General features: G+C 42.8%; 12 protein-coding genes. 2 read left to right on the top strand and 10 right to left on the bottom strand.

The genetic code is table 11. The features are described 5' to 3' along the window. Positions 1-8 precede the first annotated feature (8 nt). Positions 9-869, top strand: coding sequence for a class I SAM-dependent methyltransferase (locus tag MB09_RS05385; protein ID WP_240484810.1), 861 nt, complete (start codon positions 9-11; stop codon positions 867-869). Positions 870-946: 77 nt separating this feature from the next. On the opposite strand, the gene MB09_RS05380 is transcribed toward MB09_RS05385, so the two are convergent. Together MB09_RS05380 and MB09_RS05375 are read right to left on the bottom strand one after the other, a co-directional pair. Next, positions 947-1,216, bottom strand: a complete 270-nt coding sequence (locus MB09_RS05380) for a hypothetical protein (RefSeq protein WP_240484809.1) — start codon at positions 1,214-1,216, stop codon at positions 947-949. Positions 1,217-1,516: 300 nt separating this feature from the next. Continuing rightward, positions 1,517-2,113, bottom strand: coding sequence for a TetR/AcrR family transcriptional regulator (locus MB09_RS05375; protein WP_045079874.1), 597 nt, complete (start codon positions 2,111-2,113; stop codon positions 1,517-1,519). Between the two features lie 72 nt (positions 2,114-2,185). Between MB09_RS05375 and MB09_RS05370 the strand changes: the two genes are divergently transcribed. Then, entirely contained in the window at positions 2,186-2,623 is a 438-nt protein-coding gene (locus MB09_RS05370) for a cupin domain-containing protein (RefSeq protein ID WP_045079873.1), read from the top strand. Between the two features lie 167 nt (positions 2,624-2,790). Here MB09_RS05370 and asnB read toward each other — a convergent pair whose 3' ends face one another. From asnB to uvrA, 8 genes are all read right to left on the bottom strand, one after another. Beyond that, positions 2,791-4,485: an asparagine synthase B gene (gene asnB, locus MB09_RS05365; protein WP_045079872.1), complete on the bottom strand. Its 1,695-nt coding sequence runs from the start codon at positions 4,483-4,485 to the stop codon at positions 2,791-2,793. Between the two features lie 384 nt (positions 4,486-4,869). After that, a complete protein-coding gene (locus tag MB09_RS05360) occupies positions 4,870-5,391 on the bottom strand; it encodes a hypothetical protein (RefSeq protein ID WP_045079871.1) in 522 nt (173 codons plus the stop codon). Positions 5,392-5,457: 66 nt separating this feature from the next. Next, complete coding sequence (locus MB09_RS05355; RefSeq protein ID WP_045079870.1) at positions 5,458-7,872, bottom strand: alpha-ketoacid dehydrogenase subunit alpha/beta; 2,415 nt, start codon at positions 7,870-7,872, stop codon at positions 5,458-5,460. A gap of 98 nt (positions 7,873-7,970) precedes the next feature. Then, on the bottom strand, positions 7,971-8,195 hold the full coding sequence (locus tag MB09_RS05350) for a hypothetical protein (protein WP_045079869.1): 225 nt from the start codon (positions 8,193-8,195) through the stop codon (positions 7,971-7,973). A gap of 46 nt (positions 8,196-8,241) precedes the next feature. Beyond that, positions 8,242-11,052, bottom strand: a complete 2,811-nt coding sequence (locus MB09_RS05345) for a gluzincin family metallopeptidase (RefSeq protein WP_045079868.1) — start codon at positions 11,050-11,052, stop codon at positions 8,242-8,244. Then, on the bottom strand, positions 11,052-12,296 hold the full coding sequence (locus MB09_RS05340) for a T9SS type A sorting domain-containing protein (RefSeq protein ID WP_045079867.1): 1,245 nt from the start codon (positions 12,294-12,296) through the stop codon (positions 11,052-11,054). Before MB09_RS05340 ends, MB09_RS05345 begins: the two co-directional genes overlap by 1 nt. A gap of 16 nt (positions 12,297-12,312) precedes the next feature. Continuing rightward, positions 12,313-13,002 carry an LOG family protein gene (locus MB09_RS05335; RefSeq protein WP_045079866.1) on the bottom strand — a complete coding sequence of 230 codons (690 nt, stop codon included), beginning with the start codon at positions 13,000-13,002 and terminating at the stop codon, positions 12,313-12,315. Positions 13,003-13,080: 78 nt separating this feature from the next. Further along, positions 13,081-15,915 (bottom strand): excinuclease ABC subunit UvrA, encoded by a 2,835-nt coding sequence (gene uvrA, locus MB09_RS05330; protein ID WP_045079865.1) that lies wholly within the window; start codon positions 15,913-15,915, stop codon positions 13,081-13,083. Between the last annotated feature and the right edge of the window lie 2 nt (positions 15,916-15,917).

The following is a 15,917-nucleotide window of genomic DNA, read 5'->3' as shown; positions in this document are numbered from 1 at the left end:
CACTTACAATGAATAAACTATTCAACTTGCGCAGTATATGGTATTCGCTTTCGGCAGACCAACGGTTTTTTATTAGACGGCTTTACTATTTGCCAAAAGATATTTTGGATGGTATTACAGGTAAACGACACAAATATGTTCCGCCGCGCGGCTATATCTATACGGGTTCGCCAGCGAGCGCTGAGGATTATTTGAAACAAGGGCAACAACAATTAGAAATGTTGAAGGAACACGCCAGGCTTCAACCTGACCACAGTGTTTTGGACATTGGCAGTGGCATAGGCAGGACGGCGATTGCACTGACCGGTTATTTAAACCAAAATGGAAGCTACGATGGTTTTGATGTGGTGGAAAGAGGCGTACAGTGGTGCAATTCACGAATACATAAAGAAAACGCTAATTTTAATTTTAAATATGTTCCGCTTTTTAATGACCTTTATAATACGGCAACGTTAAAGGCAACGGAATTTATTTTTCCCTATGCGGACAAGTCCATAGATGTGGCCTTCTCCTTTTCAGTCTTTACCCACATGCAGATTGAGGAGATACAGCATTATTTCAATCAGATAAATAGGGTTTTGAAACATGGTGGGGTTTGTTTTTCTACATTTTTTCTCTATGATGAGTTCTCAGAAACATTTATTTCAACTAAAAAAGATTTCAGTTTTCCCATTAAAAAGGATGGTTTTAGGTTGATGAGTGAGAATGTGAAATCGGGAAACATCGCTATTCACAAGACAAAATTGTCCAAGATGCTTTCTCTTGAAAATTTTGAGTTAATAAATATTATCGATGGATTCTGGAAAGATAAAGTATGTGATAATTCCAAAGCGGAATATCAAGATATTGTTGTATTTCGGAAACGCTAATAGACTAAGGAATATATAGGGTAGCAATACGGGAAAATACTTCGAGAAAAATTGGTCTTTTTTAGAATTAATAAAGTTTAACTTCCTTCATTTATCTCACTATTGACCAGTTCTTTTTGTACCCAGGCCATAGCTTCGCTGAGTGTGTCGAATACTTCAAATTTTTTCTTGTAGAACATGCTTTCCAATCTGGCGTTTGACTTTGCGAGGTCGGTTTTGGCCACTATGGCTATGGCAATCAGTTTGTGTATTTTGGAGGTTTCGAGATAGGTGAGCGGATCCACGGCGTAGTTAAAGTATCTGTTGGAAATATATACTACCTTTTTGTTTGCAAAATGTTCATCCAAAACTTTTCAGAGCTTATCATTGTGCTCCGGAGTTACGGTTACGCCTTCCTCAAATTGATTCACGATAAAGTTATCAAAAATGAAAACTTCTGATTCCGGAAATTTGTAATAATGAAACATGCCCATGGCTCTTTCGGTTGGATGGTTTCCTTAAAGGTACGTATTTTTTATTTTTTCTTTTTGAAAACGTTCTATAATGGAACTGATTTTATCTTTTTTTTGGGGAATAAGCACATTGAGAATGAGATAATTGCAAAAAATTCGAGAAATTTCTGGTTGCTTGATTAGGTTGGGAATCTGCTATTCCTTTTTTGATGCAAAGTAACCTTTCAAAATTAATTGCACGCCCCATTTCATGATTTCCATCGATTGTTTATTATTTAGGCCAACAACATCTTTAGTGACTATTAAAGGTTCAATTCCCATTAAAATAGTTAACAGATTTATTAATTTTTCGCTTTCCTTGTTATCGATGGATGTATTTTCAAAGGCAAGCTGTAGCGTTTTATTGCGTCTTGCACCTCGTTTTATTTCTGATGGATTTGAGGTTATGACCGAGCTTAGATATTTTCGAAATGCGCTTTCATGTTCTATGGCCAATGTGTTATAATAATTTTGGATGTAAAGAATCCTATCCTCAAGACTATCCTCTTTGATATTTTCAACAATTTTATCTGGATTTTCTGTTTGGATATTGAGAGCGGCCTCATTCACTAAAATTTCAATGTTTGAATAATAGCGATAAACTGTAGCCCTTGAAATACCACATTCTTTGGCAATATCTTCCAGCGTAAATTCTAAACCTCTATTTAGAAAATATTGGGCGCTGTTTAATATTTTATTTCTCGTTTCTAATTTTTGATTTATCCGACCGGATTTAAAATATTCCTTTTTCATAAGACAAATATCTCATAAAACTTGGTTTTTTCAAAATTGTATTTTAAGTTTGTGAGACAAAAATCTCATAAAATGAATAATCAAACTACTAAATGGGTATTGGTCCATAAAATAACCACCCACGAGACATCCGGGGACTTCGATTTGATGCTGGCAGAAACTCCCGCACATATTCAAGGACCTCCACCGCATTTTCACAACAACTTCAAGGAATCATTCGTGATATTTGACGGTGAAATGGAATTTTTAGTAAACGGTGAAGTAAAAATTGTTAAAGCGGGAGAGTCGCTCGACATTCCCCCTAAAACGCTGCATACTTTTTCAAATAATAGCAATTTACCCTGTAAGTGGATAAATATTCAGAGTCCCAAGGGATTTAAAGGATTTTTTGATGCCGTAGGAATACCTGCTGAAATAGAAAATGCCCGAGAGAAGTCCCATACTCCCGAAATTGTCCAGAAAGTAATTGAAACTGCCGAAGCATTTGATATGAACATCAAAGTTCAATAAAAACGCCAGCGATAGTTTTCTTCGCTGGCGTCATAATGTTTAATTAAATTTTAAAATTATGGCAAATTTTATGGATAGTTTAAATATACAAAAAAAAATTCTTTCATGAACAAAAATTAAAACTCACGTCCCAAATCTCACGTCTAACGTCCCAATTCTCATCCTCACTACTTCGCATACGCATCGGCATGTACATTTTTAACCGCCCGCCCGCTGGGGTCGTTCATATTTTTAAAACTTTCATCCCAATCGAGGGCTACTTGACTGCTGCAGGCTACGCTGGGTACGCTGGGCACTGTTAGTGCCGCGGCATCGCTGGGGAAATGTTCCTCAAAAATGGTTCGGTAATAGAATTCTTCCTTGCTTGTTGGCGTCTGGATGGGGAATCGGTAATGGGCATTTGCTATTTGGTCGTCGGTAACTTTTTCGTTTACCATTTCCTTTAGGGAGTCTATCCAGCTATAGCCCACGCCGTCGCTAAACTGTTCCTTTTGCCGCCACGCAACTTCTGCGGGGAGCATATCGCCAAAGGCTTCGCGAAGCACCCATTTTTCCATGGCCTGTTTGTCCTGTGGGGCTTTCTGCCCGGCAAGTATCATTTTATCTTTTGGGTTAAGGCGCATGGCCACGTCCATAAACTCTTTGTCGAGAAAAGGTACACGGCCCTCAATACCCCAAGAGGCCAGGGATTTATTGGCGCGAAGACAATCGTACATATGGAGTTTGTCGAGTTTCCGCACGTTTTCCTCGTGGAAGTCCTTTGCCGAAGGAGCTTTGTGAAAATAGAGGTATCCGCCAAAAATCTCGTCGGCCCCTTCACCGGAGAGTACCATTTTTATGCCCATGGCTTTAATGGCACGGGCCAGGAGAAACATAGGGGTGGAGGCGCGAATGGTAGTAATATCGTATGTTTCAACGTGATAGATTACATCCTGGATTGCGTCCAGCCCTTCTTGGATCGTAAAGTGGATTTCGTGGTGCACGGTTCCCAAATGGTCCGCTACCTTTTGGGCGGCAGCCAAATCTGGCGAGCCCACCAACCCCACCGCAAAGGAATGGAGCCGAGGGTACCATGCGCCCTCGGTATCGCCAGTTTCCACACGTTTATCGGCGTATTTTTTGGCCAGGGCAGAGGTGATGGAAGAGTCCAATCCGCCCGAAAGCAGTACACCATATGGTACATCGCTCATCAACTGTCTCTTTACGGCCGCATCCAGGGCTTCGCGCAAATCCTGAATGCTCGTCTCGTTTTCCTGCACGGCATCAAAGCTCATCCAGTCGCGGGTCCACCATCTTTTTAACTTGCCGTCGCTGCTGTGCAAATAGTGGCCGGGAGGGAAAAGTTCAATTTTGGTACAGTAGCCTTCCAGCGCCTTCAGCTCGCTTGCCACGTAAAATGTTCCGTCCTTATCCCAGCCCATATAGAGCGGTATAATGCCCATATGGTCGCGGGCAATCAGGTATTCGTTCTTTTCGGCATCGTATAAGGCAAAGCCGAAAATGCCATTGAGTTCATCCAAAAACGAAGGTCCTTTTTCCTTGTAGAGCGCTAAGATAACTTCGCAATCGCTTTTTGTTTGAAAGTTGTATTTTCCTTCAAATTGCTTGCGCAGTTCCATATGGTTATAGATTTCGCCATTGGCGGCAAGCACCAGCTTTTTGTCTTCGGAAAACAGAGGCTGTTTTCCCGAAGTAGGATCTACAATGGCCAAGCGTTCATGGGCCATAACGGCTTTTTTGTTGCTAAAAATCCCGCTCCAGTCTGGGCCGCGGTGCCTAAGGCATTTTGCCATGGTCAGTAACTGTGGCCTCAAGTCTTCTGAAGGCCTTTTTAAATCGAATGCACATACAATTCCACACATAATTGAAAGGTTATTTGGTTAATAGTTTATAGTTATTTGATAATTGGTTTTTATTAAAATCTCTTCAAATATTATTTTCTGTTTCTGTTTCCCCCTTTTGGGGGCAAGGGGAACAAGAGGCAAAAAAAAAGCCCGTCAGGAAAAAAACCTGACGGGCTATATATCGCGACAAGTTTTTGTTACGGCAGCTCGTTATTATTATTGTTATTATTTAAACTGTTGAAAGACATAAACCTGTATTTGTTTTATAATTGAATTGCTAATTTAAAGTAATTAATTCCAGACTTCCAAATATTTATTGAATAAAATGTAATTAATAGTTGAAACTATTGAATATTCGATAAAGTGCAGGATTTTGTGATTTTAAGGTGAATTCCTTCAAATCTAATTCATCAAAATTTTAATCTCCAATGGGAGCGAATCTTTGGGGATTTCATTGCCAGCTGTGTTGTAAAAAATATATTGTACGCCAATATCCTTTAAAAGTTTTACCATGTAGATTTCGCGTTTTGGATTGTAAAAGGTGATAAAATCTGCGTGGCGGATAGTGTAGTCCTTATAATCCCTGTCAATTTTAAGGCGAACCTCTGCCGGGATTATTTCACTGGGCATAAATTCTGAATTGAAAATAAGCACCCCACTGGGAAGATAGGAGGCTGAAAACCCGGGACGGCCGTCGTCTTCAAATTTGGCGATGTACCTTAGGTTTGGGGCGTCCTGCATTCCGTCCATTTCTTGTACTCGCCATTCAGAAACAAAGTTGGTAGGAAATAAGGTTTCCTGCCGGTCCAATACAGGCTGTGGCACTTGTGATTGGGCGATAAAGCGAATGTTGTCGTTTACATCCTGTGAGGTAACGACGGAGGTAAAAATGATACTCAGCAATAGTGTAAAAATGTTTCTCATGGCGCAATATTTTTAAATTACGCTATAAGATACATAGCCTAGCTGAAGTATAACAGGACTTTAGCGTTATCTTAACTTGGGAAACTCCGAAGGATTTGCCTCGTGCATGATGGCGTAAACCCTTTCATAGACATCTTCCACGGAAGGTTTGCTGAAGTAATCACCATCGGTGCCATAGGGCGGACGGTGGTCCTTTGCCGAGAGGGTCTGGGGTTTGCTGTCCATAAATTTATACCCGCCCTGTACTTCAATAATATGGTTTAAAATGTATGCCGAAGCACCGCCCGGCACGTCCTCGTCAATTACCAGGAGTCGGTTCGTTTTGGCTACGCTCTTCACCATATCGTGATTAATGTCTAAAGGCAGTAAGGACTGCACGTCAATAATTTCAACATCTATACCTGCCTGTTGCAGTTCTTTGGCGGCTTCTTCCACAATTCTCAGGGTGCTTCCGTAGGAAACCAGGGTGATATCAGTTCCTTCCTTAATGGTTTCCACAACGCCAATTGGGGTTTTGAACTCGCCGAGATTCTTCGGCATTTTTTCCTTTAAACGATAGCCGTTTAAGCATTCTATAACCAGGGCGGGCTCATCGGTTTCCAACAGCGTATTGTAAAAACCGGCGGCCTTTGTCATATCGCGAGGTACCAGGACATACATTCCGCGCAATAGGTGAATCAAACCAGCCATTTGTGAGCCACTGTGCCAAATGCCTTCCAATCTGTGGCCACGGGTGCGGACAATCAACGGGGCTTTTTGGGTGCCGTTGGTTCGGTAACGAACGGTAACCAAATCGTCACTCATAATTTGAAGGGCATACAGTATGTAATCCAAATACTGAATTTCCGCGATGGGTCGCAAACCGCGCATCGCCATGCCGATTCCCTGGCCGAGAATGGTAGCTTCGCGAATACCGGCATCAGCTACACGTAGCTTGCCGTATTTTTCCTGCATGCCTTCCAGGCCTTGGTTTACATCACCAATTTCACCACTGTCCTCCCCAAAAATCAATACATCGGGATGCTTGCTGAAGATAGCGTCAAAGTTATCGCGAAGCACGACGCGGCCATCTACTTCCTCGGCATCGGTTGCGTAGGAGGGAAGCACCTCCTTTATGGTTTTGGCGTTCTCTTTGGCCTCACTGTAAAGATGGGCACTGTATTTGGGCTGGATTGTTTCGCAATAATTCTCAATCCAATCCTGAAGTTGTTTCTTTTCAGAAGAATTTTCCCCTACTACATAGCGCAGTGCTTTGCGCGCGGAAGCGAGGATATTTCTACGCAATGGCTCCTTTTCGGAAGCCAATTCATTCTTTATTTTTTCAATGAAATTTTTGTTTGGGCTGCTCTCGGCTAAGTTGCCCAACAATACCACGGCTTCCTGCTGCTCCTTTTTCTGGGGAGCCACAAAGGCTTCCCAGGCTGCTTTTTTGCCGTCGCGTACTTTCTTTTTTATTTCCTTTTCTATTTCTGAAAGTTCCTCATCAGTAGCAATATCACTGGCAATCATCCATTCGCGCATTTTCAGGTTGCAGTCGAATTTTGCCTCCCACTCCAAACGGTCCTTGCTTTTGTAGCGTTCGTGCGAGCCACTGGTACTGTGGCCCTGGGGCTGGGTAAGTTGCTGTACGTGGATCAGGACGGGCACATGCTCCTCCCGGGCAATCTTAGAGGCACGGTTGTAAACTTCAATCAATTCTGGATAGTCCCAACCTTTCACGCGGATAATTTCATAACCATCCTCTTCCTCATTGCGTTGGAATCCTTTTAATATTTCTGAAATATTCTCTTTGGTGGTTTGGTATTTTGCGTGGACTGAAATTCCGTACTCATCGTCCCAAACGCTCATTACCATGGGTACTTGGAGCACGCCCGCGGCATTTATGGTTTCCCAAAACAGCCCTTCGCTGGTGCTGGCATTACCGATAGTTCCCCAAGCCACTTCGTTTCCGTTTATGGAGAAATTGGTTTTGTTTTCAATCCCTTTTACATTCCTGAAAATCTTTGAAGCTTGCGCCAAGCCCAATAATCTTGGCATCTGACCTGCCGTGGGCGAAATATCGGCACTACTGTTTTTTTGTTGGGTAAGATTTTTCCAACTGCCGTCTTCATTGAGGCTGTGGGTTGCAAAATGGCCTCCCATCTGCCTTCCCGCGCTCATAGGGTCCGCCTTTATATCGGTATGGGCATAAAGACCTGCGAAGAATTGCTCAATAGTTAATTTCCCGATGGCCATCATAAACGTTTGGTCGCGGTAGTAACCACTGCGCCAATCTCCATTTTGGAAGGCCTTGGCCCAAGCCAGTTGCGGTACTTCCTTGCCATCGCCAAAAATCCCAAACTTTGCCTTCCCTGTAAGTACTTCACGGCGGCCCAATAGACTACATTCACGGCTGGTAACAGCTATTTTATAATCGTTTATAACTGTTTCTTTGAAATCGTCAAAGGAAATTTCGCCGTTGGTCTTTGGGTCTGTCTGCATTTCAATGGGTTTTAGTTTTGCAAAAATAGCGAAATTGAGGGGGTTTCGCAACGCTTAGTTATACACAGGCGGTTTTTGTAACAGAGCGGATTTGTGTTTCAATCTTTTTTTGAAGGAAGAGCGCTCACAATCAACAATCTAAGCAAAAGAATAAAAGGAAACCCGTGGAGCAAGACATCAAACCAGTCTGCTCCCTGCATGCCTTCGGCGCCGCCTGCAATCCATTTCAGTTTACCCCAAATGTGGGGTTCGGGCAAAAATGGTGCTAAGCCCAAGGTTAGGCAAAGGAGGATGACGATTCGCCAGTTATTTAATAGTTGCATTTTTTGATTTTATTTGAAATACCGGTTCTTAAAATTTCGGCCCTCTTTAATACCATCTTCGCGTAAAAAGTCCCAACAGGGTTTTTGGGCTCAAAGTAATTATAAACCTAACTTTTTCATCATAATGGGGCAGATTTGGTTCAAAACCCAAGTTTGAATAGATTGGGAAGTAAAGCTCAAAATAATCGGCCACCAGACTTACCCGCACCCCACTGTCAAAAACCGCATTTGTGCCGCGTTTTTTGTTGCTGACCAAACCTACATCGGCATAGGCATAGATCCATCTCCAGATGTTCGTGCTGGCATTTACGGTGGCCATCCAGCTGTTGGCATATGCCGGCTCCAACTGCGACTTAAAACCTCCTTCGGCTATGATGAGCTGCTGGCTAAAAAGCCCCGAATCTTCACTTCTTCCGTAGTAATTATAATCGAAAAGATAATCGTTGGGACGGTCTAGGGCAAAGCTGAAGAAATCTTCATTTTCACGGGTATCGTTAAAGAGAAAAACCCCTGCAAAGAAGCGAAGGTTCAACTGGCGGTTGCTCAGAAAGAGCTTGCGGTATTCCAAATCAACCGATAGCTTGCTGAATTTTGAGGAAATTTCATAGTCGGCAACGCCCCTAAAATAATTGATAAGGTTGGGATTTGAATACACATATTGCATGTTGAAAACGCTGTAATTCGGCTCCTGGTTGGGATCGTTTGGGTTTTCGTCCCGATATACGTTTACGTTTCTGAGATTGATGTATTGTTTTTCGTTATTTCGCAAATCGTCGTTACGAAAGGCGAAGGTAATGTATGGCGTAAAGCGCTTATAGAAAAGTCCCCGATCGTAGGAATAATAATTTCCGGAAAAACCGTAGCGCATGGCGTAGAGATTGCCTTGGTCCATAGTCTGCGTATAGCTGATGGAGGCACTCCCCACAAGGGTTTTGGAACGAAACCCAAACTGCGGCTCCAGACTGTAATGCACGGCTTTGGGCAATACTGTTTTATTGTAAAGCCGCAATCCCGCCGAAATACCGTCATAGAGGTTATATTCAAAAATGGGCATGAAGAAAAACTGGGTGTAATTTGGGTCCTCCACATCCTGAAAAAGCCGGAACTGTAAGGGTTTATTCAGCAAACCTTTTACGGCCTTAAAGTTGTTTCTTCTGTTGTATTCGGGAATTTTTCCTTCGTAATTGAGCGCCAGTTTCCGGATGTTTTCCGCAGGAATGGTTACCGTAGTTATACTATCCACGGGCCTGGTCCAGGTTTTATAGACAACTTCCTCTTTGTTGAGACCGTAAAGCGAAACGGGCAATTCGCTATTTCTGTTGTTCTTTATAAAGACCTTTAGCGAATCGCCTTGTTTTTCAACTTTCTTTATTTTGAAATCAATCGTGGTACGAGTATCGGCAAAATCCTCAAAAAACCAATTTATGGGAAGTTCGGTGTTTCGGGAAAGCACCGTTTCAAAACTCGAGGATTTAATGGGCTTCAATCTATTTTCAGAATAAAACTCCTTAATACTTCGGTTTACGACACCGTCGCCCAAATAATCGTTCAAATACCTAAGCCCACTTGCGCCGTAGTAGCCGTTGGCAATATTCATATTGAATTTCAACAAGGAGTCCTTTGGCGTGGTCAGGGCCTGATGGATGTTGTTGCGTGCCATATTCAAATAGAGGATTGGATACTGGTCGTTAAATTCCAGATCTGCCGCGTGCGCCCATCGGATTATCCACCAATTGCTCAGATTGCCTATTATCTTCATTTTTGGGTAATAGGTATCCACATATTCCATCATCAGGTAAATTTGCAACGCATCCTGAAGCCAGTAATCATCCCGGGAATCCATAATGAGGGTATTGTCAATATAGTTTCGGGTAATGGTTTTTAGCTGCTCCATATCGTACTCAAAACCATCGGGAAACGGACTGATAAACCGTGGCAATTGGTTGAGACCGTAAACGGGATTGGTTTTATAATCGGTTTCGCTAATGACCATTTTTTCAAAGGGATATGGGCCAAGCCGCTCATGCAGAAAATGAGCAATTCTATCAATCAACAAGGCCTGCACTGGCGGATTTACCTTACTGTTCTGTATGTTTGTGATTACCTGCAGCTTATCTGTTTCAATAGTTTCAAAAGTGGGAATCTTTTCTAGGTAGATTGTTGCGCTCGTGCGCTCCCTTCCTGCAAGAGCAATGGATTTTATGTTATGGGAACTGGACTCGTCCAGCAAATCCAAATCTGAAATGAGGGAGTAGTTCTTCGGAAAATGGAGGCTCACCGAAAATTCGGACGGCGTTAGGTAGAGGTCGTCAATATTTTTATTGCTGTAAACCTGCCATTGGCCATTGTAAACAGCGGGGGAAATATACCAATACCGAAGCTTGTAATTGCCGTTTTTATCTACCCCGTAGCGCGTAAATTTACTATCTGCAACCTTAACGCTATATTCCAGATTGAAGGTGTAGCTATCTCCCGGCAGGAGGGGAGTCTGCGGGATTATTCTCAATATATCCACTTCGTCACCGCGTTGCCACTGTAATGGATTTTTGGCCGTACCATAAATTTTTTCAATGGTGGTTTTGCCACGTTCTTCTTCTTTTTCAAAATGAAAGGAGCTGTCGTAATTTTCGGCAAAGCGCTTGCCCAACGGACTGGTTTTGGTGGAAAAACTATTGGCCCAATCAAAAAGGTATAACTCCCTTAGCGTATCTGCAGAAGTATTTTTATAGGTTATCTGTTGTTTTATTGCCAGCGTTTTTTTGCCCGGAAGGAGCGTCGCATCAATGTTTATAACATGCTGCGCGCCTGCCTGGGCTGCCAAACAGAAAAAAAGTAGGTATAGAATCCTTTTTGGCATTAAGGAGTTTTAAGAAATTTTAGGGTTTGGAAGCCTGGGATGTTCGTTTTTAAATAATATATTCCATTGGCAAATTGGCTTATATCTATCGAAATATGCCCTGTATTTTCTGAAGTGAATTCCAAGAGTTTTTGCCCCAAAGTATTGTAAATTTCAAAAGAAACGCTTTCCGAAACACTCGACGCCAGACGAATGTTCAATTCTGAGGAAGCCATTGTGTTTTCTAAAAGAATAGCGCTTATAATCGCAAAATCCGGATTGTCCAAAACAATTTCCTTGTCCGTTTCCAGGTCCATCACAATGGGCAGATGATCGCTCATATTGTAAAGATGCTCCCGCAATTCTTGGCTGAAATCTCCAGCGCAGTCGGGGCTGTTTATACTGTTGTCGTAGCAATTGCCATTGTTCCCAAAAGATTTATAGGTGTTTTCAATATATTTTAATTTGGGGTTGCCCAGCATATTTTCTGAAATGGTTATAAAATCAAACCTATCGTCCAGCCCGCCGCCGGCTCCCGCGCCAAAAGGACCTGAGCTTAAACGGGTGCTTTGCGAATGTATATCCTGAAAACTATCATTGTTATGCCACGACCCCGGACGATCAATAGGATCTACCATTACAATGGCGTTCGTGGGGTCCAATAATTCTTGGTATCCCGGCTCGCTCGAAGTATAAAAGTTGAAATCACCACTGAAAATTACGAAGGAATCGGGATCCAAGGTTTCCAGTCTGTCGGTAAACTGGTTTACCATAACCAGACGCAATGTTTGGTTCCCGCTACCTTGGCTGGATTTAAGATGGGTTACGAAAATCTCAATTAGCACTGGGTCTGTTTGTTGGTCGGCGGTGCTGAGTTTTAAGGTATAATGGTTTATATCGCGCACTTGTGTTGGGATAACTTCAGCAGCTTCAAGGGTGAACATTCCTTTTCTGTAAAACAGGATTTGTTGATGGTCTGGGTCGCCGGATTGGCTGGGCTGAAATGGAGCCCGTAAATAATTGACGCCTTCATCGTTGAGCGACGTATTCAAAATTAAATCGGCACCATATTCACTTTCCAGCTCGCAAACCATAAAGATATCGGGCTCGTAATCGTCGATTATCTCCATTAAAATCTGTTCGCGATTACTGGGCTGGGCAGAGGGAAACTCCAACAGGTTGTAAAACATGGTCTTTATGGTTCCCTGTGCATTTGCGCAAAGCGAAATTATAAAAAAGGCAACCGTAAGTATCGTTTTAAACATTCGGATGGTTTAAGAATTAGAAGTTCGGGCTTAAATTGTATTCGTTATAAAAATCGTTTAATATTTGAAGGACTTCGTCTTCCGAATCAACCAAATGTACCAAGTCCAAATCTTCCGCACTTACGTTGTTGTTAGCTTCCAAAAGTGTTGTTTTAATCCATTCAAAAAGGCCTCCCCAAAATTCTGTTCCAACAAGTATTAACGGAAACTTATCAATTTTATGGGTTTGGATAAGGGTCAAGGCCTCGAAAAATTCATCAAGCGTTCCAAAACCTCCAGGCATTACCACAAAGCCTTGGGAATATTTTACAAACATAACCTTTCGCACGAAGAAGTAATCAAAATCGATGCTTTTATCACTGTCTATATATGGATTATCGTGCTGTTCAAAAGGCAAGGTAATATTAAGCCCCACGGAAGTTCCGCCAGCCAAATGGGCGCCTTTATTACCCGCTTCCATAATTCCCGGTCCGCCGCCTGTGATAACGCCGTAGCCGTTTTCGGTAATTTTTTTGGCAATGTTTTCTGCCAGTTTGTAATATTTATGGTCCGGTTTGGTACGGGCAGAGCCAAAAATTGAAACACAGGGGCCTATTCGGCTCATTTTTTCATATCCACCCACAAATTCTCCCATAATCTTAAAAATGGCCCAGGAGTCGTTGGTTTTGACTTGATTCCAGTTTTTAGGTATTTGTTCGTCTCTCATTTATTTCAGTGTTCGATGTTATGAGTTAAGTGTTAAGTGTTATGCGTTAAGCGTTATAAGTTAAGTGTTACTCGTCCCTCACGAATGTAATTCTTTTTTAAGGAATCGGGCGGTATAACTCTTTTTGTCTTCGGCTACTTCTTCCGGGGTTCCCAGGGCCATAATTTTTCCGCCCTGTTTGCCGCCTTCGGGGCCAATATCTATAATATAATCAACGGTTTTAATAACGTCCAGATTGTGTTCAATAATCAGTACCGTGTTTCCTTTGTCAACCAGTTTATTCAGCACTATCATCAAAACACGAATGTCCTCAAAATGGAGTCCCGTTGTGGGTTCGTCCAAAATGTAAAAGGTGTTTCCCGTATCGCGTTTGGAGAGTTCGGTAGCCAGTTTAATTCTCTGTGCTTCCCCGCCCGAAAGCGTGGTGGATTGCTGGCCCAACGTAATATAACCGAGACCAACATCCTTTATGGTTTTTATTTTTCGGTGGATTTTTGGAATGTTTTCAAAGAATCCATTCGCTTCATTAATCGTCATTTCCAAAACGTCATAAATGGATTTCCCTTTATAACGTATTTCCAAAGTTTCACGGTTAAAACGTTTGCCTTGACAGGTTTCGCATTCCACATAAACATCGGGAAGGAAATTCATTTCAATAACGCGCAGACCGGCGCCTTTGCAGGTTTCGCAGCGGCCGCCGGCAACGTTGAAACTAAAACGGCCCGGTTTATAGCCACGAATCATCGCTTCGGGAGTTTTGGCGAAAAGATTGCGTATTTCAGAAAAAACACCCGTATAGGTCGCTGGGTTGCTTCGCGGCGTGCGGCCGATGGGCGATTGGTTTATATCGATTACTTTGTCAATATTTTCAAGCCCTTCAATTTTTTTGTAGGGCATCGGTTTTTTTACGCCATTAAAAAAATGTGCGTTGAGAATCGGGTAGAGGGTCTCGTTGATAAGCGTACTCTTTCCGCTGCCGGAAACGCCCGTTACACCTATCATTTTTCCCAAGGGAAATTCCACTGAAATGTTTTTCAAGTTATTTCCCGAAGCACCTTTCAGCTTTAGCGTTTTGCCGTTTCCTTTTCGGCGTTTCTTCGGAATTTCAATTTCTTTATTTCCATTTAAATAATCTGCGGTAAGGGTATTGTGGTTTTTAATTTCCTCGGGAGTTCCTTCGGAAACAATCTCGCCACCGTGCCTTCCCGCTGCCGGGCCGATGTCAATCACATAATCGGCGCTTTCAATCATATCTTTGTCGTGCTCCACGACTATAACGGAATTGCCTATATCCTTCAATTGTTTCAAGGAAAAAATCAAGCGCTCATTATCGCGTTGGTGCAGGCCAATACTGGGCTCGTCCAAAATATAGAGCACGCCCACCAACTGCGAGCCAATCTGCGTTGCAAGTCGGATGCGTTGCGCCTCACCGCCCGAAAGTGATTTTGAGCTGCGGTCCAGAGCCAAATACGTCAACCCCACATCCACCAAAAACTGAAGCCTTGAGCGTACTTCCTTTATAATTTCCGAAGCGATTTTAAGCTGCGTTTCCGATAGGTTGTTTTCGAGGTCTGCAAACCATTCCGCCAATTCCACCACATCCATGTTAGCGAGTTCGGCAATGTTTTTATCGTTCACTTTAAAGTAAAGCGATTCCTTGCGAAGCCGTGTGCCGTTGCACTCCGGGCAGGGAATTTTGTCCATATATTCCTTTGCCCAGCGTTTTAGGGAAGTGGTTTCGTTTGCGTCGAAAGTATTTTGGATAAAAGTGGCAACCCCCTCAAAATCTATTTTATAACTTCGGGTGATGCCGAGTTCCTTTGAAGCAACTTCAAACTTTTCATTTCCGCCGAAAAAGATAACATTCTTGGCTTCTTGCGGAATACTTTCAAACGGATCGCTCAACTTAAATTTGAAGCGTTCCGCAATCAATTCGAGTTGCTTAAAAACCCAATTGTTCTTTTGTGGCCCGTGCGCGGCCAAGGCACCCTGCTTGATGGATAGTTTTGGATTCGGAACGAGCTTGTTCAAATTTACCTCGTAGAGTTTCCCCAACCCTTTGCAATTGGGGCACATCCCTTTTGGTGAATTGAAGGAAAAATTGTTCGGCTCGGGATTTGGATACGAAATTCCCGAGGACGGGCACATCAGCGACCGGCTGAAATAGCGGGCTTCGTTCGTATCGTTATCCAGGACCATCAGTACATCATCACCGTGATACATTGCGGTGTTTATGGTTTCGGAAAGGCGCTTGTTGTTATCGCTTTCGGCGGAAACCTTCAGTCGGTCGATAACTATTTCAATATCGTGGGTTTTGTAGCGGTCCACTTTCATGCCCTTCACAATATCGCGCACCTCGCCGTCCACGCGTACTTTTAGGAAACCTTGTTTGGCAATCTGTTCAAATAGTTCGCGGTAATGCCCCTTTCGTGACCGGACAACCGGAGCCAAAATGCTCACTTTTTTATCGGCGAAATCTTCAAGGATAAGCTGTTTTATCTGCTCATCACTATAGCTGACCATTTTTTGCCCCGTGTTGTAACTATAAGCATCACTGGCGCGGGCGTAAAAAAGACGGAGGAAATCATAAATTTCAGTAATGGTGCCAACGGTAGAACGCGGACTTTTACTCGTGGTTTTTTGCTCAATGGCGATTACTGGGGAAAGGCCTTCAATTTTATCTACATCAGGGCGTTCCAAGCTGCCAAGAAATTGGCGTGCATATGCTGAAAAAGTTTCAATATAGCGACGTTGTCCTTCGGCATAAATGGTATCAAACGCCAAGGAGGATTTTCCGCTGCCGGAAAGCCCTGTGATTACTACTAATTTTTCTCTTGGAATGCGAACGTCAATGTTCTTTAAGTTGTGGACGCGGGCGCCCAAAACTTCAATAAAATCCTCATTTTTCAGCATAG

Source organism: Aequorivita vladivostokensis, assembly GCF_000952855.1.
Taxonomy (GTDB): domain Bacteria; phylum Bacteroidota; class Bacteroidia; order Flavobacteriales; family Flavobacteriaceae; genus Aequorivita; species Aequorivita vladivostokensis.
The sequence above is the reverse complement of the archived record's forward strand: the minus strand, read 5'-3'. Positions and strand labels throughout refer to the sequence as shown.